Genomic DNA, 21,682 nt, shown 5'->3' on the forward strand with positions numbered 1-21,682 from the left:
AGCCACGGATCGGCCGCAATCGGCTAATAGTGATGTCCTCTGTGGAGTGACGCCCAGCACGTTCCCGGTGACCGGAAACATTCACGGAGACAAAGGATGCGCATAACTGAGATGATCGGGCCGAGTGGTTGACGGCGACTGACATCCGAATACGAAAAAGCTCCAACCTTATGTTCGAAGAACATGAGATTGGAGCTTGTCGAAAAGAATTATGGTGGCCAGGGCCGGGATCGAACCGGCGACCTTCCGCTTTTCAGGCGGACGCTCGTACCAACTGAGCTACCTGGCCGGACGGCACCCGAACCGAATGCCTATCGCATTGCTTTGTTCTCAACCGATTGATTGAGAACAAAGCTTTGCGACCCTGACGGGACTCGAACCCGCGACCTCCGCCGTGACAGGGCGGCGCGCTAACCAACTGCGCCACAGGGCCTTGCTTTTTCCTTGCTGTGAAACCGTACTACATCTTCGAGCCGCTCCCAAACCACTGTCCTGGCCTGGCATTTGTGCATCTCAAAGCGTGTCGTGCGGGTCAAACCATACTGCATCGTTTCGCTTTCGCAAAACGTACCCCCTACGGGATTCGAACCCGCGCTACCGCCTTGAAAGGGCGGCGTCCTAGGCCGCTAGACGAAGGGGGCCCGCCGGATCTCTCCGAACTAGTACCCCAACGGCGTTCCGTTGGGAGCTTGGATAGCTTATGGCACGGCATTCGGAAATCACAAATCGCCTGTTCACGGGCAGAAAAGTGCACTATTCAGTGTCAGGGAACTCGACTTGGGGCCACCCGTCACGATGGAACGTCTCCAACCACTGCGGCGTAGCCATGGCTTCGAGGACTACTTCGAGAGACTCCTCGAACCACTCGCCCAGATCTCCACTGGAGGCAATCAGGTCTGCCATGTACCGCTGACCGGCAAGGCTCGCTGCCAGTACACGCGTGAATTTGTCCGGGTCGGCGTCCTCTCGGAGCAAACCGTCGTCCTTGGCACGCAATGCCAACTCATAGGCGGTCTTTCCCCAGACCTGCCCACCACCGGACTGCACATCCTTGTAGAACTCGGGCTCGATGATCAGCCGGAATTCCGCCTGCACGATTACCTCGGCACGGAAGACCTCGGCAATGTCGAGCACGAGACCGTGCAAAGCGACGAATGGATCGAGGTCTGTTCTCTTGGCCCAACGATCAGTAATTCCAGTGAAGGTTTCGATAGCCGAGGTCAGAACCGCTCGCGCCAACTCTTCCTTGGACTGGAAATGGAAATACATGGCGCCTTTGGTGGCGCGGGAGCCCTCGAGGATCGTGTTCACCGACGCAGCTGCATAGCCGCGCTTGGCGAATTCGACTGCAGCCGCTTCGACCAGGGCGGCGCGGGTACGCCGCGCACGCTCTTGTTGACGTGCCATTTACGGTGTTGTGCCTCTCGCAGAGTTGGTACGCAGAGCCGCCGTGGTCGGCGCCTGTCATCCCCCGAAACTTCACAATATCCCCTCCAACACACCCTACGTAAGGACTAGAGCCATACCCGCCAAAAGTACTAGACGCAATCGGCTGTTCAGGGGACAAGAACCGACTTTATGCCCAAAAGACACCAAGTGGTATGGTTTTGGCCGCTCGGGTGCGCCGCAGGGGGTGCGCATCCGAGCTTTTTCGTGCCCGAGATTCTGATAATTCGACCTCGCAGACGGAACTGCTTCGCCGACCGATGGACAGCAGTCCCAAGGTTTTAAACAACTAGTGCAATTGTTTATTCCCCCTTTTCCGTCGAAACCGTGCTGGCAGCATCGAAACAACACAGTTAGACTGTCTAAATGAACGTTGGAGAGGGTCGCAGCAAGGCTCGAGACGAGATCGACGTACTTTGGGACGATCTGGGTGCCTTCGTCCGACGTCTACGCACCAAACGCAACGACCACAAGCTCACGCCGAGCCAGATCCAAGCCCTCGGCCACCTCGACCGACAAGGTCCGTCGACCGCCAAAGAGTTGGCAAAATTCGAGCGCGTCACACCGCAATCAATCGCAAAGACCGTGGCGGCGCTCGAAGAACAGGGCATGGTGACGCGAAGGGCGGATCCATCGGACGGCCGCGCGGTCTTGGTCACGATGACCGAACTCGGCACATCGACCCTTCACGAAGACCGAACGAAACGAACAGAGTGGCTGGCCGAGGTCATCGACGCCGAGTGCACCGAAGCCGAGCGTGACTTGCTTCTGATCGCCGGCCGAATCCTGCGCAGACTAGGCCAGGGCGAGTCCCCAGCATCGACATCGATATCAGAGGAGTCACTGATGAACTCGTGACCACCGTCGTCGAAACGCCGACCCCCCAAACTCCCGTTCCACTGAAACTGAGTCTTGCTCTCGGCTCCGGAACCGTTCTTCAAGCGCTGAACTCGTCGATGATTGCCGTGGCAATCGTCCCGATCGCCACATACTTCGGTTCCAGTTCAGGCACAGCGTGGGTCATCTCGGCCCTCTACATCGCGACTGCGGTCACGGCGCCGGCGGCTGGTCGACTCGGATCGATCCTCGGCGCCAAACGCGTCTACCTCGCCGGATTGGGCCTGATCGCTGCCGGATCGATCCTCGGCTCGCTCGCCCCGTCGCTGGGCTGGCTGATCGCCGCACGAATCCTGCTCGGAATCGGCACGGCGACACAGTATCCGAACGCGATGACCGTCATCCGCGAATACGCTGACCGCCACCGGACTCAAACCCGTTCAGCTATAGCAACACTCACCATTTGCGCTCAATCGGTCGTCGCGCTGGGGCCCACTCTCGGCGGGTTGTTGGTCGGCACACTCGGTTGGCAATCGATCATGTGGGTGAACCTCCCGCTTGTCGTCGTCACTGCCGTATGGGTCTTCTTCGCCGCCCCGAGCGACTCCGCCCTGCCCGACCGGGCCGGCGCCGCTGCGTTGTTCAAATCTCTCGACCCACTCGGCATCACCCTGTTTCTCGCTCTGACGACATCGACGATGCTCTTTCTCCTCTCTCTCGCCGAGCACGCGAAGTGGTACCTCGTCCCGTCGACGGCCCTCTTCGCGTTCCTGTTCGTCTGGTGGGAACGTCGAACGGCCTCGGCGTTCGTCGACGTCCGCGCCGTCGTCCGAAACCGCGCACTGAGCATGACTCTCGGCCGGACCCTGCTGACTTACACAGCGTTCTACTGCATCTTCTTCGGACTCCCCCAGTGGCTACAGGTAGCCCGCGGAATGTCACCGATCAGCGCCGGGCTCTTCATGCTGCCTGTCGCTGCGGTCGGGATCTTCGCGACCATGTCCGCGTCCAGGGTGTACGGGAAATTCGGCGCACGGATCACCCTCCTGATCGGCACCGCCGCGTTGGCTGTCGGCGGGATTCTGATTGCCTTTGTCGAATCGAGTTCGACTCCCCTTGTGGCACTCCTGCTGATTGCGGCGATCCTGGGCATTCCCAACGGCTTCAACAACATGGGAAACCAGAACCTGATCAACTCGGTGACCACCTCCGCCGACGTCGGAACTGCGATCGGTCTGTACCGAACAATCCAGTACATCGGCGCCAACCTTGCTGCCGTCGTCATCGAGTTGACCATGCGCGGAACCATCGACGACGCGGGTCTGCATCGCACTGGCGGGACCATCGCCGTCATCGGAATTGCCCTTCTGGTGGGGGTGGTGTTTTCACGGACTCTGCGGTCCCGTTAGACTCTGCGCCGCGCCCCTATAGCTCAGTTGGTAGAGCTACGGACTTTTAATCCGCAGGTCGTAGGTTCGAGTCCTACTGGGGGCACAAACACAGACCCGGCGCCTCATTCAGAGGCGCCGGGTCTTGTGCGTTCATGCCACATCAATTCGTGCCACATCAATGCATCAGCAGGTCATCGAAGCAGGAACTCGAGGGTCACGCGCTCGAATGCCTCCTTGGCTTCGATCATCACCCAGTGCCCGCAGTTCGGGAATACGTGCAGTTCGGCGTTCGGAATCAGTCGCATCGGAATCATCGGCATGTCCGGTGGACACTGCCGATCATCGAGCCCCCATGTCAGCAAGGTCGGGCATTGCACCTTGTGCATCATCGACCAGTACGGCGGCACATCCGAGTTGGACATCATCTGCTGCTGAGCGGCAAAGGCTTTGGATCCGTACATCGCGGTCAATGCCTGGTGCGAGGCCGGATCGTTGGCCGTTTGCCATCGTTCCTCGATCCGCTCCTCGGTGATCACGGATCTGTCGTAAACCATGCACTCGAGCCAGCGAACCAACTTCTCACGGCTGGGAGCGTCGGCGAATTCCTGGAGGAGACGCGTACCTTCGCTCGGGTTCTGACTGAAGATGTTCGGGCCCACGCCTCCGATGGTGACCAATCTGCGGACGCGGTCAGGGAACCTCATCGCGACGTTGACCCCGACAACTCCGCCCATCGAATTGCCGATCATCGCAGCGGATTCGATTCCCAGCGCATCCATGAATCGAACCACCGCCGAGGTTGCCGTGAGAACTGGATGACCGTCGACGGCATCGCTCACGCCGAAACCCGGGAACTCCAGGAGGTAGCAGTGGAAGTGCTTTGCGAACACCTCGAGGTTCCCCCGGTAATTCCGCCATCCACTCACGCCGATCCCGGAGCCGTGCAACAGGATCAACGGCGGACCATCGCCCGCCTCGTGATAGCGCAAAGTCCCCCTGTCGGTAGCGACTTCGCGTTTGGTCCCTTCGTAAGTCACGTCCATACCGCAAGATTAGAACGTGTTACAGATTTGCGACGGCTGATTGCGGAACTTCGCAATCACTGTCAGAAGCATCCCCCGCTGCCTCGACGCCCACTGCGATTCGTGGACTTCTGCTCGCTCGGTTTCGACTTCCCCGTCCCGGCCTTCACACACCGGTTGGGGCGCCGCACCTGCTCGAAGTGCCCGGCGCTCACCACATGACCGGCCACGCTGACCTTGACCGGCGCATCCGCGCGGGCGGTTCCGACTTGCGCCGATCCCAACGTCAGGGCGCAAGCAGCCACAACGACCAGCGCTACCTTCTTCGAGATCTTCATATGCACGGCCACTTCGACACGGGTCCACTCCAGATGCTGAACAGGTGCGCGCACCGAAGGAACACGCTCGGCGTCGACGATATTCAGTCAGGGTGGCCGGCCGCGATCCTTTTGCTCACCAGCATCTGAACAGTCGACGACAAAAGTTTTGGCGGCACGTCAACATCCCGAGGGCGTCAACGAGCCGACGCCCAACGTACGCACCGTTACTGAGAAATCCGTAAATCCGGGCAACCACACAGCGACGGGCGTGGACGTTCGCGTTTGGACTCGCTACGCCACAATCAAACGCCGAACCGCCTCGACTGCCGCCTCCCGACGTCGAGGGATGGAACGAGACGACTTGAGCGCGAGCATCCGGGCGATATCCGTGATCAGCAGGATCAACTCCGTGGGATTCCACGCGGGGTCGATGTGTCCCTCGAGCTGCCCCTTGCGGATTTCCGCAACTTTAGGCCGGAAGGTCTTGCTTCGTATGTCGTCCTCGCTCATGACGTCCGGCGCTTCGAGATCCGCCCATTGCTGCAATCGGGCGTTCTCGGGATGGGCAACGTAGTTGTCGAAGAGGCGACCTGCATAGCCCGGCAAGTCGTCACCTCGAAGTGCTGTCTCCGCTGTTGTTTCGGACGTCCACTGTTCGGTCACGGCAGCGAACAACTCTTCCTTGCTTGCGAAGTACGCATAGAGACGGTCTTTGCTGGCACGCGCTTGCGCGGCGATCCGATTGATTCGCGCGCCGGCCAGCCCGTACGTGGCAAATTCGTCCTTTGCGGCCGCCAGAATGCGGTCCCTCGTAGCTTCCCCTGCTGAGCGCATGTTCACAGCCTAGAACGAATCGGCCGTTGCCGAACCATCCGGTTCGGCGTAGCGTGCAGAGTTGACGAACAATTTGGTTCGCGAACAAGTCGTGCCACTTACCGTCAACTCGAGGAGAGACATGAATCTCGACGAAGCCCGAACTGCTTTCGCCCGGCTCCGTGCTGCGGAAAGTGGTGTATCACCAGCAGAACTCGACGAAGTGTGGGCCGCGCTGGAAACCGTCGCCGCCGAAGAAATCCTCGGCGAGTGGAAGGGTGACGACTTCGCCACCGGTCACCGTCTTCACGAAAAGCTGTTCGCGAGCCGTTGGTACGGCAAGACCTTCAACTCGGTCGAGGACGCCAAGCCGTTGATCTGCCGAGACGAAGACGGCAACCTCTACTCCGACGTCAAGAGCGGCAATGGCGAGGCAAGTCTGTGGAACATCGAGTTTCGTGGCGAAGTCACGGCGACGATGGTCTACGACGGCGCGCCGATCTTCGACCATTTCAAGAAAGTCGACGATTCGACGCTCATGGGCATCATGAACGGAAAATCGGCGTTGGTTCTCGACGGCGGACAGCACTACTACTTCCTGCTCGAGCGAGCGTGATTCGCGCCGAACAGAATTCGACGTCCGCCATGCAGATGACAGCGGCGCTCTCACACGGCCCGCACTCCCCCTTCACACTCGACACCGTCGAGATCGACGAACCCCGCGCAGACGAGATCCTGGTTCGCATCGTCGCAACCGGCCTGTGCCACACAGATCTGTTCACGAAGTCGGTGCTACCGGAACGACTCGGCCCCTGCGTGTTCGGGCACGAAGGGGCGGGGGTGGTCGAGGCCGTCGGCTCGGCGATCGACAAGGTCGTGCCCGGCGATCACGTGTTGTTGAGCTATCGCAGTTGCGGTGCGTGCAGGCAATGTCTCAGCGGTCATCGGGCGTACTGCGAAAGCTCACACGCGCTCAACAGCTCTGGCGCACGCACCGACGGCTCGACGCCGATCCGGCGAGACGGAACCCCGCTACGGTCCGCCTTCTTCGGCCAGTCCAGCTTCGCGGAATACGTCATCGCCTCTGCCGACAACACCGTCGTCGTCGATCCTGCGGTGGACCTGACCGTCGCGGCTCCCCTCGGCTGCGGATTTCAAACCGGCGCGGGTGCAGTGCTGAATCTACTTCGCCCCGAGCCCGACTCGACGTTTGCCGTTTTCGGGGCAGGCAGCGTCGGACTCGCAGCGCTGCTGGCGGCGAGGGCTGCCGGCGTTTCCACCCTGGTCGCCGTGGACCCCGTTGCGCAGCGGCGCGAACTCGCCGAGGAATTCGGCGCCGTCACTGTCGATCCGACCACCGAGGACGCGGTCGAAGCAGTACGCGCCGCCACCGACGGAGGTTCGACACATTCCCTCGACACCACCGGAATCGGCTCCGTGATCAATCAAGCCGTCACATCACTTCTAGCACGGGGAACACTGGCGGTAGTCGGACTCGGAGCGTCCACGGTCGAGATGAACATGGCCGACATCATGCTGAGCGGAAAGACAATTCGAGGATGCATCGAAGGAGAGTCGGAAGTCTCGACGTTCATCCCCGAACTCGTCGAGCTCTTCACTGGTGGCCGGTTTCCGATCGACCGCTTGGTGACGCGCTACGCGTTCTCCGACATCAACAAAGCCGTCGAAGATCAGGCGTCGGGCCGAGTCGTCAAACCCGTTCTCGTGTGGTGAGGGGCGAAATGTCTCATTCGTCGACCCGACGAAATTCGCCCTAGACTGCGCTCCTGCACTACACGTCGGAGCAAGGTGGGGACGATGACAGAACACACCAGTACAGGCGCGGGCCACGGCCGGGCCGTAATGCCGATCATCCGGATGCGCGCACGCAGCCGCGACGAGGACCATCGAGCATCGACGCCGCTCGAACTGTTCTTCGACCTGTGTTTCGTGGTTGCAGCCGCACAGGCCGGAGTTCAACTGGTGCATGCTGTCGCCGAGGGCCACTACGCCGACGGCATCGCCGGCTATATGTTCGTCTTCTTCGCGCTGTGGTGGGCGTGGGTGAACTTCACCTGGTTCGCGTCTGCCTACGACACGGACGACGTCCCCTACCGGGTCGCGACCTTCGTACAGATTTGTGGCGTCCTCGTCTTCGCCGCCGGAATCCCCGACGCATTCGACGGAACCGACCGTACGACGGCCATCGTCGGCTACCTCATCATGCGAATTGCGCTCACCTGCCAATGGCTTCGAGCCGCCAGCGGTGAATCCGGTGCAGCGCGAACGACTGCTCTGCAATATGCCGCCGGGCTCGTGATCGTCCAGGCCGGCTGGATCGTGCTGCTCCTGATGCCGGCGTCGGCGTGGATTCCGGGCTTCTTCGTTCTCATGATCGCCGAACTCGCGGTGCCGGCGATCGCCGAACGCAACCACCAGACGCCGTGGCACCCGCATCACATCGCCGAACGCTACGGCCTCTTCACCATCATCATGCTCGGCGAAACCATCGCTGCCGCGACCATCGCGGTCCAATCCGGCATCCGGGATTTCGACGCCGCCGATCTACTGATTCCGATTGCCGTCGGCGGAGTTCTGATCGTGTTCTCCGCGTTGTGGATCTACTTCGCCGTCCCGATCCACGAGTACCTCGCAGACCAGGGCAATCGCGCCGTCCTGTTGTGGGGATACGGGCACTACTTCGTATTCGGATCCGCTGCGGCCATCGGCGCCGGCATCGAAGTAGCCGTCGAGGAAGCAGTTGGCGAAGCGCACATTTCGACGTTCGCAGCATCTGCCGCGGTCACGATTCCGGCCGCGATGTTCCTGATCTTCGTGTGGCTCATGCATTCACGCCACTTCAAGCGCGACAGGATCGAGCAGGCCGTTCTACCGGTGAGCGCAATCCTGGTTCTCGCCTGCACATTTGCCGGACACTGGGCGGTCCCGCTCGCCGGACTGGTGGCGGCGGGAACCGTCGGAGTCGGTGTCGGCCTGAGTACTCGGTCGAAGAGCTGACTCAGATTTCCGGAGCCGGAGCCTCGCCCTTGCTCTGCGGCTCGTGCTGCTTGAGCTCACCGCGCATCTTGTCGAGATCCTTTCCACGCTTTTTGTACATGTAGCCGAGCGCGACAAGTCCAAGGAACAACGCAACGCCCAGGACGGCACCGACAACGGATGCCCCGCGGAATCCGGGGCCGTCGACGTCGAGGATCCGCTCGCCCGCATGCGCAGCGTTGTTGTTGCCGAGAACAACTGTCAGAGAGAGCAGATTCGGCAGCGCGAAGATCACACCCAACGCGAGAGCCGTGATCTGCATGATTCGAGCATGCTTGCGCTTGCGCACCTGCCAGACCGCCCGGAAGAAGATGAGCGGGACCAGGGTGCACACGAGACCGAACAGCAACCCCCACGCGATTCCGGCGCTGAAACTGCCGTTCGCCAACGACGCAATGCGCTGCGCCCACCAACGCGGAAGGAAGGCGGCAAGGATGAAGTAAGCGATGACCAGGACCACCGCCATCACTGCGATCCCGATGGCCTTCTTCGCCCACGGCGGCATGCCCGGTTTTGCGGTGGCCGGTGAAGTTTCCGGTGTCGTCATGACAATTCCTCGTCTAGTCGGCGTCTGTACTGACGAATCTATCCGTTACGGGCGTTCCTCATCCGCATCGAGAACGATCCGGGCAAGCCGCTTCGGCGCAACGAGGGTGAACGAGGTGTAGATCCACTCCTCCAGTTGCGACCATTTCTCCTCGGAAACGTCGGTGCCGATGTCGAGTACAACCCACCCGTGTCGACCGAGTCCATAGCCCGCAGCACTTGCGCCTGGTTCGGTGGCCACCACCGCTTCGGCTTCCTCCTTGCTCAGCTTGACGGTCAAGGAGGTGGCTTCGAGGTTGCAGAACACGAAGTTCTTGCCGCGGACCCGGAACGTCGGGTGGCCGTCCCACGCTTCGATGTCGACGCGCTCTGCTTCCGGCAGCGACAGCGAGATCTCTTCGAGTCGACGCATGTTGTCGGGCATGGAGACGATTCTGCACGCTCGATACCGAGCTTGACACCCGCGACACAGCTAGGCTCGGCGACGACCGCGTCACCGAACTCCGAACACAGGGAGACTGGCATGCGCACGTTAGTTCATCTCGTTCTGCTCATTTGTGGAATCGCCGTTGCCGTCGGCTCGTTCATGTACGTACTGGCCGGGGTCAAACCCGACAACGTTCGCCTCGAGGACCTGCGGGACGGCTTTCCGGCCGGGTGGGCAATCGAGCAACTCGGCGATCAGTCCGTGACCTTCTACCGGTCGATGGCGATACTTCTGCTCGCCGCCGCCGTATTGATTCTGATCGCCGCTTTGTTCGGTTCTCGTATCGCAGCGTGGATCGGAATTATCGTGGGATTGGGGACTCTTGGCACGTTCTACTACCGCGTGAACGATCAGTTCGACAATGTCATCAGGGAAAACTACTCCACGATCCTGACAAATCAGACAGGATTCATTCTGACGGCCGGCGGACTGATTCTCGCTCTCCTAGCGTGCCTGGTCCCCCGCGAGAAGACCCGAGCCTGACCGCTCGGCAACCGGAGGGTTACCGTCGACGCCGACATTCACTAGTGTCTGCAACAGCCGGGTACTGACGAGTAGTACCCCAGAAGAGGTAGGGCATCAATGGCATCGCTTGACGACCTTCTATCCCAGATCCCCATCGACCAGATCGCGCAGCAACTCGGCGTCGACCAGGCAACTGCCGAATCGGCGGTCAAGACTGCACTTCCGACCCTCGTCGGTGGCCTCGGCGCCAACGCTCAGGATCCCGCCGGCGCAGCCTCACTCGAAAGTGCGCTGCAGTCGCACGCCGACACCAGCCTTCTCGACGACGGCGTCGACATCAGCAAAGTCGACACCGCTGACGGTCAGAAGATCGTCTCGAACATCTTCGGCGGCAACACCGATCAGGTCGCCAGCGCACTGGGCGGTGTCGGTGGCGGCGGTGGAAACGATCTGGTGAAGCAGTTGCTGCCGATCCTCGCTCCCATCGTCCTGGCTTACCTCGCCAAGCAGTTCACCGGTGGCGGAGCCGGCGCGCAGACCCAGGCCTCCGGTGGCGGCGGACTCGGGGACCTCCTCGGCGGAATTCTCGGCGGCGGCGGCAATTCCGGCGGCGGCATCGGCGGAGCACTCGGCGGTATCTTGGGCGGATCCGGGGGCGGCGGCCTCGGAGACCTGCTCGGCGGCCTCCTCGGCGGCGGCAAGAAGTAATTCGCTCGACAGATTCGCACTGCGGCGATCCCGTTCGGGATCGCCGCAGTGCTCGGTTCAGTCAACCGTCGAAGATCGAAACATCCTCAGTGACAAGGCAAACGCAACCAACAGCAGCGCGCCCACAAAAGCACTGACCCCGACCCAACCGCCACCCGCGTATGCAAGACCCGCGAGGGCGCCCGCCACGGACGAACCCGCGTAGTAGGCAAACAGATACAACGCCGACGCCTCGGCCCGGTGATCGGTAGCGATCAGCCCCACCCAACCGCTGGCCACCGAATGTGCGGCGAAGAATCCTCCGGTGAAGAGCAGCATCCCCACGAGCGTCAACGCCAGATTGTCCGGAACGGTCAGTGCCAGGCCGATACCGATGACGACAACCGACCCGAGCAGCACGCTGCGCCTACCCAGTCGGTCAGAGGCCCCGCCGGCTACCGCCGAGGTGAAAGTTCCGGCAAGGTAGAAAAGGAACACCAGGCCCACAAGCGCTTCAGGAAGGCCGAAAGGTGCTGCCGTGAGCCGAAACCCGAGGAAGTTGTAAATCGACACGAAGCCGCCCATCAGGATGAATCCCAAAGCGAAGAGTGTTCGCAGCGACGGGTTCGCAAGGTGGCGTCGTAGATTCGACGCGATCGTGCGCACCGATATCGGTTGCGGGCGAAAGAACTTCGACGCGGGAAGCCGCCGGATCATGTTGAGCGCGAACAATGCCGACAGCGCGGACGCAGTCAACAGCGCCCAACGCCACGTACTGAAATCGACGACGGCCGACGGCACGAGCCGTCCGATCAGCCCACCGATCGTCGTGCCGGCGACGTACCTTCCCATCGCTGCACCGAGGTCCTTCCGATCGACCTCCTCGGCCAGATAGGCCATCGCCACCGCCGGGACACCGGCCAGAGCTAATCCTTGTGCTGCGCGTCCGACCAGCAGAACCTCGATCGTCGGACTCAGCGGCAGAAACAAACCGATCACACAGGACGCCGACGCCGACGCGATCATCACCCGTGTGCGACCGAACCGCTCGGAGAGCGCACTGGCCGGAATGATTGCCAACGCCAACATGCCCGTCGTCGCCGAGACGGACAGCGCAGACACCGCAGGCGAGACGTGGAAGTCTTCGGCGAACGCAGGCAGCAACGCCTGTGCCGCGTACATCGAGATGAACGTCGACAGCCCGGCCGCGAACAACGCAACGGTCACGGTTCGATATCCCGATGTTCCGCGGCGAAGCGGCATCACTTCGGATTCGATCACATTCTCGACAGTCACCACGTACCTCCAGGCATCACTTACCTCCGGCAAGAATCCTCCCGCCCAGACTCGGCAAAAGAAAATGCATAAACTTGATGTTCTATATGCTCTGGAGGTATATAGATTGGGTTCGTGATGCTGACCGAAGACCTCGAATGGTTTGTCGTGCTCGCCGAAACCCAACAGGTGACCGCTACCGCGGATCTGACTCACCTGTCGCAACCGACCCTTTCGCGCAAACTCGCACGCCTCGAACGACAGATCGGCGTGACACTCTTCGACCGTCAGGGACGCCGACTCGAACTGAACCGGTACGGCGAGATCCTCTATCGACATGCTCGCATCGCACTGCGTGCCCTCGACGCCGCGCAGACCGAAATCCAGTCGCTGGCGAGCCCAGAGAGCGGCACGGTCCGGCTCGACTTCCTCCACTCGTTCGGCACCTGGTTGGTGCCGCACATGCTGCGCGGATACCGCGTCGAGCATCCCGGAGTGCGATTCGAACTGCATCAGGACAGCGCGCAGTTCCTGGTCGACAGAATCGCCGCCGGCACGTCCGACCTGGCCGTCGTCTCGCCTCAGCCGCGCGATCCGCAGGTGGCGTGGATGCAGATCGCCCAGCAGTCACTGGCATTGGCTGTTCCGGCTGATCATCGCTTTGCGAAGTTGCATTCGGTCGAGCTTGCGGACGCGGCCGACGAACCGTTCATCGGTATGCATCCGAACTTCGGGATGCGAAGAATTCTCGATGAACTGTGCGCGGCCGCAGGATTCACTCCGAATTTCGTCTTCGAGAGCAGCGAGCTGGCAACGGTCGGCGGACTGGTCTCCGCGTCCTTCGGTGTCTCGGTCATGCCGGTTCAGGATCCACCGATCTGGGCCGAAGGAGTCGTCTACGTACCGATCGAAGGAGCACAGCGAAAAATAGGGCTGATCTGGTCGAAGAGCCGCGAGCTGTCCGATCCCGCCCGGACGTTCCGCGACTACGTCGAAAGAACGACTTGGTAGTGAAAGTGCCCCCGGATAACTACGGATCGGTAACATCCCTCGAGGGGAGCAATTTTCATGCCATTCTTTTCAAACCTACGGTGCCGTAGGCTGGGGCGAAGTCGCGCATTCACTCAACATGGAGGCAAGAAATGACGAGGATTCTGACGCAGCTGGAGCTGCTACAAGAGCTGCAGCCGGTTGCCGAGGAGAACGTCAACCGCCACATCTCCATGGCCAAGGAATGGCATCCACACGACTACGTTCCGTGGGACGAGGGCCGTAATTTCGCAGCCATGGGCGGCGAAGACTGGAGTCTCGAACAGTCACAACTCGGCGAGGTAGCTCGCGCCGCGATGATCACCAACCTGCTCACCGAGGACAACCTGCCGTCGTACCACCGTGAGATCGCCGAGAACTTTTCGCAGGACGGTGCCTGGGGAACGTGGGTCGGCCGGTGGACCGCCGAGGAGAACCGCCACGGCATCGTGATGCGTGACTACCTCGTCGTCACGCGCGCAGTCGACCCCGTCGAGCTCGAGCGCTTCCGCATGGAACACATGACAAACGGTTACAGCGCACCCATCGACGAGGGCGACGCTGGCCTGCTGCACTCGGTCGCCTACGTGACCTTCCAGGAACTCGCGACGCGCGTCAGCCACCGCAACACCGGCAAGGCCTGCGACGAGCCGATTGCCGACAAGATGCTTCAGCGCATCGCCGCCGACGAGAACCTGCACATGATCTTCTACCGCAACATCTGCGCCGCCGCGCTCGATCTTGCTCCCGATCAGGCGCTCAAGGCTGTGGCGAACATCGTCCAGAACTTCCAGATGCCCGGTGCCGGCATGCCGAACTTCCGCCGTAACGGCGCTCTGATGGCCAAGCACGGCATCTACGACCTTCGCCAGCACCTCGACGAGGTCGTCTGGCCTGTCCTGCGCAAGTGGAACATCTTCGAGCGCAACGATTTCAGCGCCGAAGGCGAGAACACGCGCGAAGAGTTGGCGGCCTTCCTCGAGACACTCGCCGCCAACGCGACGAAGTTCGAGGAACAGCGCGATCGCATGCTCGCACGCGAAGCCGCCAAGCGCGAACAGCAGGCTTCTTAGTTTCACCAGCTATTCTGTGCCCGGTACCGGATTCGGTACCGGGCACTTCCAATTGTCACAAGTATTTGTTCAGAGGTAGACATGTCATCCCTTCGTATCGGTTCACTCGAGCTGCACAGCCCCGTGGTCCTCGCACCCATGGCGGGCGTCACCAACGTCGCCTTCCGCACGCTGTGCCGTGAACTCGAACTCGAACGTGCAGGCAGCACGTCCGGGCTCTACGTCTGCGAGATGGTCACCGCCCGCGCGCTCGTCGAACGCCAACCCGCCACGATGCACATGACCACGTTCGGTCCGACCGAAACGCCCAGGTCGCTGCAGCTGTACACCGTCGACCCGGATACGACTTACGCCGCGGCCAAGATGATCGTCGACGAGAACATGGCCGATCACATCGACATGAACTTCGGCTGCCCGGTACCCAAGGTGACCCGCAAGGGCGGTGGATCGGCGCTACCGTACAAGCGTCGACTGTTCGGTCAGATCGTCGCGGCAGCCGTGCGCGCCACCGAAGGCACCGACATTCCGGTCACCGTCAAGATGCGCGTCGGCATCGACCCCGAACATCACACGCACCTCGACGCCGGCCGGATCGCCGCAGCTGAAGGCGCCGCTGCCGTCGCACTTCACGCACGTACCGCGTCGCAGCGCTACTCCGGCACTGCTGACTGGAACGAGATCACGCGCCTCAAGGAACACGTCACCGACGTGCCGATCCTCGGCAACGGCGACATCTTCGACGCCTCGGATGCTGCCCGCATGATGAACGAGACCGGCTGCGACGGCGTCGTCGTCGGACGCGGCTGCCTCGGACGGCCATGGCTGTTCGCGGAACTCAGCGCAGCTCTCAACGGACAACAGATCGCCACGCCGCCGACGCTCGGCGAAGTCACCAAGATCATCGCCCGTCACGCCCAACTGCTCGCCGCACATCACGGTGAAATGAAGGGTCTGCGCGAACTTCGCAAGCACGTCTCCTGGTACATGCGTGGGTTCCCGGTCGGATCGGATCTGCGGGTCTCGATGGCTCTGGTCAGCACGTTGTCCGAACTGGACGATCTGCTCGGACAGCTCGACCACGACGTCCCGTTCCCCAAGGACGCCGAAGGCCCGCGCGGACGCCAAGGCTCACCCGGTCAGGTAGCACTCCCGGAAGGTTGGCTCGACGATCCCGAAGACGACCTTGTGCCGGTGGGAGCTGACATGATGCACTCTGGTGGCTAGCGAAAACACGCCGTCGGATTACTCACATCACTTTCTGAGTGAAGCACTCAGGATTCACCAGTAATATGGCTCCAGCTTCGTCGACAACCGGTTGACGCCGGCATCTGAATGACGAGTTACTGACAGTCGACGACGGGACAGGTTGCATCGGTGGGTGATGATCACGATTCGGGCCCACCTCCGCCCGAGAGCCGCGCCCCCTGGGAACGTCCGCTCGCAGACAAGCGCTTCCGCAACGCCCGACCGGACCAACCGGCAACGCCCCAGCGCCCTGCCACACCCCAGCGACCAACACCGCAACCACCCAGTCCCCCGGAGCGTCGCAGCAGTGGACGTACCGGGCGACGGGACTCGCCTCCGACCGACGACTCTGTTTCGGTCGCCGAGTTGGTCCGTCGGGTAGGCGACAAGAAGCCGCCACCAGCCCCGGCTACGCCGCCCAAGCCGGCGCCGAACAAATCCGTACCACCCAAGACTCAATCTTCAGCAGCGTCGTCGCCGCCCCCCGCCCGGCCGATTCCCGCCCGTCCGACCGTTCCGCCCGCCGCTGCGGACTGGATCACCGAAGAACATCCCGTCACCTCCGCAGTGCCGCGGGTAGTCGGTGACACCGGCGCCACTCGTCTGGCGCAAAGCAAGATTCGCCGCCGCCATCGCGCAAAAGTGATCGGCCGATCGGCAGTAGCGTTCCTGGCCGTCATGTCTCTCGCATTGACCGGCGTCGTGTGGGGCTATCTGCGCTCGGTCGAAGGCGGATTCGATCAGATTGCGGCACTCGACACCGAGTCCGACGACATCATCGACGCCGGTGGTCAACTCGGCGACGAGACGTACCTGATCATCGGCACCGATACCCGCGCCGGTGCGAGCGGTGAGATCGGCGCCGGAACCGTCGAAGACGCCGAAGGCGCCCGAGCCGACACGGTCATGCTGGTGAACATTCCCGCCGACCGAAGCCGCGTCGTCGCCGTCTCCTTCCCGCGTGACCTCGACGTCGAACGTCCGATCTGTCAGGGATGGGACAACGACGCCGGCAAGTACACCAGCGAAACCTTCCCGGCAGCGAGCGGGGACAAACTCAATGCGACGTACGCACTCGGTGGCCCCAAATGCCTGGTCAAGGTCATCCAGAAGATGTCCGGCCTGAAAATCGGGCACTTCGTCGGAATGGACTTCGCCGGTTTCGAGCGCATGGTCGACACCGTCGGCGGTGTGAACGTCTGCTCCCCCGGACCGATCGAAGACGGCATCCTCGGAACCGTCCTCGCCTCCGGCGGCACGCAGATGCTCGACGGCCGTACCGCCCTCAACTACGTGCGTGCTCGCCACGTCGAAGCCGAGGGCAACGGCGACTACGGGCGCATCACCCGCCAGCAGAAGTTCCTGTCGGCGCTGCTCCGCTCGGCCCTGTCCAACCAGGTCCTCCTGAATCCGAGCAAGCTCAACGGATTCATCAACGCCTTCACCAGCGACACGTTCGTCGAAAACATCGACACCAAGTCACTGGTCACCCTCGGTCGCTCGCTCCAGAACGTCGACGCAGGCGCGGTCACGTTCTTGACGGTCCCCACGGACGGCACCAACGACTGGGGCAACGAGATTCCTCGCACGGACGAGATCAAGTCCCTCTTCCAGGCGATCATCGACGACGATCCGCTTCCGGGTGAAGAGCGCGAGGACACCACACCGTCGTCGACCAGTTCCACGACAACCGCTCCTACGTCCAGCACGCCGCCGGCCGCCACTTCCGTCGAGGCAATGAGCGCCTACAACATCTCGGTCGACGTCTCCAACGCCTCGGGAATCGCCGGGCAGGCCGCGACAATCGCCGACAGCCTCGCGGCCTACGGTTTCCAGATCTCCACAGTCGGTAACTTCAGCGCAGCCACCGGCCTGGCGAATGCCCAAGCGTCGACCACCGTCGTGCGCTACGCCGCAGGTTACGAGGCTGAAGCGGTGACCGTCGCGTCGTCGATTCCCGGCGCGGTTCTGGTTCTCGCTCCGAGCATGGGAGACATGATCGAGGTCGTCGTCGGAAGCAATTTCGCCGGCACCGTCGTCGCCCCCGCGGACCCGGGAACCATCCTGGCGGCAAATCCGACGTCGGTCGACACCAGCACCTCGACGGCTCTGCCCGCCGACATCGCCAGCGTCAACGCCGGCGACACCACCTGCGACTGACACGCGTTCATTCACCTTGCGTTCACCTGGTGCTTGTGACTTGGTCTTTCACGGCACGTAGGCTCTGACCTCATGCGCGTGGCTTACAACGAACAGATGACCGAGCTTGCAGACACGCTCGGCGAGATGGCAGGACTGGCAGGTGCCGCTATGGAGCGCGCCACCCAGTCCCTGCTCCAGGCAGACCTGTCCCTGGCAGAACAAGTAATCGGCGAACACGACAAGATCACCGAACTCAGCACCATCTGCGAGGAGCGCGCGTTTGCGTTGCTCGCCCTGCAGGCTCCCGTTGCCGGAGATCTGCGCTCGGTGGTCAGCGGAATCCAGATCGTCGCCGACATCGACCGCATGGGCGCACTCGCCCTGCACGTCGCCAAGATCGCGCGCCGCCGACATCCCAACCACGTGCTTCCCGAAGAGGTCAACGGCTACTTCGCCGAGATGGGACGCATCGCTGTCTCCATCGGTGCGGCCGCCAAGGTCGTCCTCGAGACCCGCGACCCCGAGCGCGCTGCCCGTCTGCGCGAAGAAGACGAAGCGATGGACGACCTCCACCGCCACCTCTTCACCGTCCTCATGGACCGTGAGTGGAAGCACGGCGTTGCCGCCGCAGTCGACGTCACGCTGCTCGGCCGCTTCTACGAGCGATTCGCCGACCACGCCGTCGAGGTCGGCCGACGTGTCATCTTCCTGGTGACCGGCAAGCTGCCCGAAGAGCCCGAAACCACCGAGAAGGTCGACAACCTCACCTCGTACCCGGATCTCTGAACCCAACCGTCCACGTGAGTAAAAGGCGGCCGCGCACTTGCGCGGCCGCCTTTCCTATTCAGTTCTCGTGCAACCAGGTTTCCAACGTGGGTCCTGCAGTTGTGGATCCCGGCGCGGGCAGCAACGCCCCACCCTTCATCGCCTTACCCGCTCCCGGCATCGAGATCGGGATCAGCCACTTACGTCGGCCACGGTATTTCAAGATCTCGCGCGTCATGGCCGGGATCTCGAGGAGCTCGGGCCCGGCCAGGTCCGGAGCCCTCCCGGTCGGACCGTTCTGAGCGCAGGTCACGAGCGCCTCGGCAACGGTCTTCGCTGCCACCGGTTGTGACCGCATCCGAGGAACCATAGCGATCGGCCCCAGTCCGAACAGCGCGATCGTCTTCTCGCCGAACTCGAACCACTGAGTGGATCGCAGGATCGTGAAGGGAATACTCGACGCTTCCACCGCGCGTTCCTGCGCAGCCTTCCCCTGGTAGTAACCGAAGGACTTCAATTGCGGATCGTCGCAGTTCACGATCGAGAGCAACACGTGGTGCTTCACGCCGGCCCTGGCTTCGGCCGCGGCGATGTTCTTCGCTGCCGTCTCGAAGAACTCGATTGCCTTCTTGGCACTGTTGGTGACGTGATCACTCACGTCGACGACCACGTCGGCACCGACAAATGCTTCGTCCAACCCCGCACCCGTGGAGATGTCGACTCCCGTCGATCGAGCGGCAGCGACCACGTCGTGGCCCCCTGCCTTTGCCTGCTCGACGACCAGCTTTCCCATCTGGCCGGTTCCGCCCAGAACAACAATTCGCATGATGCCTCCGTCAAACCTGTGCGCCCGGCTCTCTTCGGCCTGGTCACATACTGGACGACGCAGCCTCCCGAAGTGTGACGGTAGGGCGAATCAGTCGGTGTACTCCTGCGAAACTCGCCCACGCCACTGCGACCAGATCGGATCCAACGCTGCGCTCGCCTCATGTGCGTGATCGGCAACGGCCCGTGCCAGCATCCCTGCTCCCGCCAGCGGCGTCACGTGCCCTTCGACGTCGTCGGTAGTCTTCATCCCCAACAGCATGGTCGTACCGAGCACGCGATGGCCACCGAGAATTCCCGGCAGCGAACGGCCAGGAACGCTACGCAGGTCGAGAGTTTCCACGAGCAGCGCGTCACCGTCGACGGTAATGCGCTGATCCGAGCGAAGCGCACCGCCGGTTTCGCCGGTCCGGCCGAATACGATCATCTCGTCGAGCAGCGCAACGGCATCGGATTCCAGTGAAATATCCACGCGCCTGGTCACATCCGCGCCGCCGGCGACGACAAACGGTGCCGCACGCCAGATCAGCGCCGCACCGGCACCGACGCTCGCCGAAGCCGACCACGACGCCCGGCCACCGCGTGCGTTGTACGCGACGGTCCCGGACGGCTCGATCACCTCGAGACACGTACCGGGTGCGACCACGAACTCGATACGCAGGTCGTCGCCGGCCAACAGCGTTGCGCTGTGCCCTACCAGGGCAATTCGCACGGTGAGCCCGCGAGCGTCGACGAACCGCGGGGCCAGGAAGTCGCCCGAGATCAGCTCTCGCGCAACAGCGGTGTCACCCACTCTCTCGACGACGACCCGCGTAGCTCCAGTGCGCATCAGTGAGCGTGAGAGTGGCTGTGCCCGTGACCGTGACCGTGGTCTTCTTCATCGGCATGGAAGTGCGGCGCCATCGGCCCCGGATCCTGCGGGGTGTGACTACCCGCGCGATGAGATGCGATGACCTGGCGGAGCCACGCACTGAGCTGGTCGATCGTTGAGTGATCCTTCTGGCTGAGCGCGAGAACGGGAAGTCCGTCACGCGCGGCCGTGGCATCGGCAACCATCTGGACCGCGTCGACGTCGACGTACGGGGCCAGGTCGATCTTGTTGACCACCAACAGATCTGCCCGCTCGATTCCGGGACCGCCCTTGCGTGCGACGTCTCCGCCGCCCGCGACGTCGATGCAGAAGATCTGGGCGTCGACCAGTGCCGGGCTGAACGTGGCGGTCAGGTTGTCACCGCCGCTTTCCACGATCACCATGTCGAGGGGATGGAACTGACGCTCGAGGTCTTCGACCGCAATGAGGTTCGGCGTGACGTCGTCACGAATAGCCGTGTGCGGGCACGCACCGGTCTCGACTGCGACGATGCGCTCGATCGGCAGAACGTTGGCCGCGCGCAACAGTCGCGCGTCCTCGTCGGTGTAGATGTCGTTGGTGACCACCGCGATCTCGTACTCCGCCGCGAGTTCGCGGCAGATGGTGGCGATGAGGGTGCTTTTGCCGGTGCCGACGGGGCCGGCAACGCCGAGCCTCAAACCTCTTGCAGCAGTGGTGGTGTTGTTCAGGTTGTCAAGCACGGAAAATCCTCCTGGATCGAGCGTGGTGTTCGAGTGACCATTGTTCGACCAACGGCCCTGTTGTTGCGGGTATATCTGCGACGCCCTCGACGGCTACGGCAGCCGCGGCGACGGTTTCGATGGTCGGGGCTGCTCGGAGCAACCATTCGACCGGTTCTGCCGGATCCACCGGCAGTAGCTTCAATGCCGCCGACGCCACCGTTTGGGCGTCGTCGTACAAACAAGATCTGGCTGCCTGTAGGTCGTCCATCCCGGAGACCGCCGTGAAGACGCCCAACGCGAGCGGACGCATCGGATGCCCAGGCAGCGCCATGAGCATCTGCACCGCGGGGTGCTGCGGCCACAATCGCGACGCCAGTCTCGCCAGCCCACGGCCGAGCTGAATCGACGCCTCACGCAGCGGTGCGCTGGGAGTCCGAGCGAGCAGTTCCCTCGAGATGTCCTCGAGTTCGCCTGCACTACCCTCACTTACGGCCCAGCGGCGCGTGACCACCGTTGAAGCGGCCTCGACAAGTCCGACTGTTTCGAGTCGACCGCGAATGAAGTCAGGGACCTGACTCTGCAGGAGTCCGCCCGCCAGTGCCGGTTCCAACCCCGACGAGTGCGCGTGACCGCCGGTAGGCAGACGCCCGTCTGCCAAGAGCATCGATGCTATCTCGGCAGACGCCGTCTCGATCGACATGGT

At 62.4% G+C, this 21,682-nt stretch carries 23 protein-coding genes and 4 tRNA genes; 13 read left to right on the forward strand and 14 right to left on the reverse strand.

The features are described 5' to 3' along the window. Nucleotides 1–212: 212 nt before the first annotated feature. The 4 genes from QRN54_RS11315 to QRN54_RS11330 all read right to left on the reverse strand — a co-directional run bounded on the left by QRN54_RS11315 (nucleotide 213) and on the right by QRN54_RS11330 (nucleotide 1,407). Nucleotides 213–289: transfer RNA gene (locus QRN54_RS11315), tRNA-Phe, on the reverse strand. A 70-nt stretch (nucleotides 290–359) separates the two neighbouring features. Then, nucleotides 360–433 (reverse strand) — tRNA-Asp (locus tag QRN54_RS11320). A 135-nt stretch (nucleotides 434–568) separates the two neighbouring features. Continuing rightward, nucleotides 569–641: transfer RNA gene (locus QRN54_RS11325), tRNA-Glu, on the reverse strand. A gap of 112 nt (nucleotides 642–753) precedes the next feature. Beyond that, nucleotides 754–1,407, reverse strand: a complete 654-nt coding sequence (locus tag QRN54_RS11330; RefSeq protein WP_003940323.1) for a TetR family transcriptional regulator — start codon at nucleotides 1,405–1,407, stop codon at nucleotides 754–756. 405 nt (nucleotides 1,408–1,812) lie between these two features. Between QRN54_RS11330 and QRN54_RS11335 the strand changes: the two genes are divergently transcribed. The 3 genes from QRN54_RS11335 (at nucleotide 1,813) to QRN54_RS11345 (ending at nucleotide 3,777) form a co-directional block, all read left to right on the forward strand. Then, a complete protein-coding gene (locus QRN54_RS11335) occupies nucleotides 1,813–2,304 on the forward strand; it encodes a MarR family winged helix-turn-helix transcriptional regulator (protein WP_007733882.1) in 492 nt (163 codons plus the stop codon). Continuing rightward, complete coding sequence (locus QRN54_RS11340) at nucleotides 2,301–3,692, forward strand: MFS transporter (RefSeq protein WP_285182041.1); 1,392 nt, start codon at nucleotides 2,301–2,303, stop codon at nucleotides 3,690–3,692. Before QRN54_RS11335 ends, QRN54_RS11340 begins: the two co-directional genes overlap by 4 nt. Before the next feature lie 12 nt (nucleotides 3,693–3,704). Then, nucleotides 3,705–3,777 (forward strand) — tRNA-Lys (locus QRN54_RS11345). A gap of 88 nt (nucleotides 3,778–3,865) precedes the next feature. Here QRN54_RS11345 and QRN54_RS11350 read toward each other — a convergent pair. From QRN54_RS11350 to QRN54_RS11360, 3 genes are all read right to left on the reverse strand, one after another. Beyond that, entirely contained in the window at nucleotides 3,866–4,717 is an 852-nt protein-coding gene (locus QRN54_RS11350; RefSeq protein ID WP_030535259.1) for an alpha/beta fold hydrolase, read from the reverse strand. Between the two features lie 62 nt (nucleotides 4,718–4,779). Continuing rightward, a complete protein-coding gene (locus QRN54_RS11355; protein ID WP_136470805.1) occupies nucleotides 4,780–5,088 on the reverse strand; it encodes a hypothetical protein in 309 nt (102 codons plus the stop codon). Nucleotides 5,089–5,307: 219 nt separating this feature from the next. After that, complete coding sequence (locus tag QRN54_RS11360) at nucleotides 5,308–5,850, reverse strand: TetR/AcrR family transcriptional regulator (RefSeq protein WP_030535258.1); 543 nt, start codon at nucleotides 5,848–5,850, stop codon at nucleotides 5,308–5,310. A 121-nt stretch (nucleotides 5,851–5,971) separates the two neighbouring features. Here QRN54_RS11360 and QRN54_RS11365 point away from each other — a divergent pair, with 121 nt between their 5' ends. The 3 genes from QRN54_RS11365 (at nucleotide 5,972) to QRN54_RS11375 (ending at nucleotide 8,847) form a co-directional block, all read left to right on the forward strand. Then, entirely contained in the window at nucleotides 5,972–6,445 is a 474-nt protein-coding gene (locus tag QRN54_RS11365; protein ID WP_007733878.1) for a DUF4334 domain-containing protein, read from the forward strand. Nucleotides 6,446–6,474: 29 nt separating this feature from the next. Then, complete coding sequence (locus QRN54_RS11370; RefSeq protein WP_285182233.1) at nucleotides 6,475–7,563, forward strand: NAD(P)-dependent alcohol dehydrogenase; 1,089 nt, start codon at nucleotides 6,475–6,477, stop codon at nucleotides 7,561–7,563. Nucleotides 7,564–7,647: 84 nt separating this feature from the next. Then, nucleotides 7,648–8,847, forward strand: coding sequence for a low temperature requirement protein A (locus QRN54_RS11375; protein ID WP_075834255.1), 1,200 nt, complete (start codon nucleotides 7,648–7,650; stop codon nucleotides 8,845–8,847). A gap of 1 nt (nucleotide 8,848) precedes the next feature. Here QRN54_RS11375 and QRN54_RS11380 read toward each other — a convergent pair whose 3' ends face one another. After that, nucleotides 8,849–9,433, reverse strand: coding sequence for a hypothetical protein (locus tag QRN54_RS11380; protein WP_003940111.1), 585 nt, complete (start codon nucleotides 9,431–9,433; stop codon nucleotides 8,849–8,851). Between the two features lie 45 nt (nucleotides 9,434–9,478). Next, a complete protein-coding gene (locus QRN54_RS11385) occupies nucleotides 9,479–9,856 on the reverse strand; it encodes an MmcQ/YjbR family DNA-binding protein (RefSeq protein WP_285182042.1) in 378 nt (125 codons plus the stop codon). Nucleotides 9,857–9,955: 99 nt separating this feature from the next. On the opposite strand from QRN54_RS11385, the gene QRN54_RS11390 reads away from it, so the two are divergent. Continuing rightward, complete coding sequence (locus QRN54_RS11390; protein WP_003939955.1) at nucleotides 9,956–10,402, forward strand: hypothetical protein; 447 nt, start codon at nucleotides 9,956–9,958, stop codon at nucleotides 10,400–10,402. Between the two features lie 99 nt (nucleotides 10,403–10,501). After that, on the forward strand, nucleotides 10,502–11,092 hold the full coding sequence (locus QRN54_RS11395) for a DUF937 domain-containing protein (protein ID WP_003940105.1): 591 nt from the start codon (nucleotides 10,502–10,504) through the stop codon (nucleotides 11,090–11,092). A gap of 57 nt (nucleotides 11,093–11,149) precedes the next feature. Here QRN54_RS11395 and QRN54_RS11400 read toward each other — a convergent pair whose 3' ends face one another. Further along, nucleotides 11,150–12,334, reverse strand: coding sequence for an MFS transporter (locus tag QRN54_RS11400; RefSeq protein ID WP_166502994.1), 1,185 nt, complete (start codon nucleotides 12,332–12,334; stop codon nucleotides 11,150–11,152). Nucleotides 12,335–12,481: 147 nt separating this feature from the next. On the opposite strand from QRN54_RS11400, the gene QRN54_RS11405 reads away from it, so the two are divergent. The 5 genes from QRN54_RS11405 to phoU all read left to right on the forward strand — a co-directional run bounded on the left by QRN54_RS11405 (nucleotide 12,482) and on the right by phoU (nucleotide 18,621). Further along, nucleotides 12,482–13,357 carry a LysR family transcriptional regulator gene (locus tag QRN54_RS11405; protein WP_081377546.1) on the forward strand — a complete coding sequence of 292 codons (876 nt, stop codon included), beginning with the start codon at nucleotides 12,482–12,484 and terminating at the stop codon, nucleotides 13,355–13,357. A gap of 131 nt (nucleotides 13,358–13,488) precedes the next feature. After that, nucleotides 13,489–14,448 (forward strand): acyl-ACP desaturase, encoded by a 960-nt coding sequence (locus QRN54_RS11410; RefSeq protein ID WP_003940492.1) that lies wholly within the window; start codon nucleotides 13,489–13,491, stop codon nucleotides 14,446–14,448. Between the two features lie 81 nt (nucleotides 14,449–14,529). Beyond that, nucleotides 14,530–15,672 carry a tRNA dihydrouridine synthase DusB gene (dusB, locus tag QRN54_RS11415; RefSeq protein ID WP_003939756.1) on the forward strand — a complete coding sequence of 381 codons (1,143 nt, stop codon included), beginning with the start codon at nucleotides 14,530–14,532 and terminating at the stop codon, nucleotides 15,670–15,672. Between the two features lie 150 nt (nucleotides 15,673–15,822). Then, on the forward strand, nucleotides 15,823–17,853 hold the full coding sequence (locus QRN54_RS11420) for an LCP family protein (RefSeq protein ID WP_042451384.1): 2,031 nt from the start codon (nucleotides 15,823–15,825) through the stop codon (nucleotides 17,851–17,853). A 72-nt stretch (nucleotides 17,854–17,925) separates the two neighbouring features. Continuing rightward, on the forward strand, nucleotides 17,926–18,621 hold the full coding sequence (gene phoU / locus QRN54_RS11425) for a phosphate signaling complex protein PhoU (protein ID WP_003940130.1): 696 nt from the start codon (nucleotides 17,926–17,928) through the stop codon (nucleotides 18,619–18,621). 58 nt (nucleotides 18,622–18,679) lie between these two features. Here the strand turns inward: phoU and QRN54_RS11430 are convergent, their stop codons facing one another. The 4 genes from QRN54_RS11430 to QRN54_RS11445 form a co-directional block, all read right to left on the reverse strand. Then, on the reverse strand, nucleotides 18,680–19,426 hold the full coding sequence (locus QRN54_RS11430; RefSeq protein WP_285182043.1) for an SDR family oxidoreductase: 747 nt from the start codon (nucleotides 19,424–19,426) through the stop codon (nucleotides 18,680–18,682). Between the two features lie 90 nt (nucleotides 19,427–19,516). Continuing rightward, nucleotides 19,517–20,254, reverse strand: coding sequence for an urease accessory protein UreD (locus tag QRN54_RS11435; RefSeq protein ID WP_232329909.1), 738 nt, complete (start codon nucleotides 20,252–20,254; stop codon nucleotides 19,517–19,519). After that, nucleotides 20,254–20,997, reverse strand: coding sequence for an urease accessory protein UreG (gene ureG, locus QRN54_RS11440; protein ID WP_003939705.1), 744 nt, complete (start codon nucleotides 20,995–20,997; stop codon nucleotides 20,254–20,256). The genes QRN54_RS11435 and ureG overlap by 1 nt, the downstream gene beginning before the upstream one ends. Further along, entirely contained in the window at nucleotides 20,990–21,679 is a 690-nt protein-coding gene (locus tag QRN54_RS11445; RefSeq protein WP_007733855.1) for an urease accessory protein UreF, read from the reverse strand. The genes ureG and QRN54_RS11445 overlap by 8 nt, the downstream gene beginning before the upstream one ends. Nucleotides 21,680–21,682: the final 3 nt, after the last annotated feature.

Origin of the sequence: Rhodococcus sp. MEB032, assembly GCF_030208925.1 — a bacterium.
Classification (GTDB): domain Bacteria; phylum Actinomycetota; class Actinomycetes; order Mycobacteriales; family Mycobacteriaceae; genus Rhodococcus_F; species Rhodococcus_F qingshengii.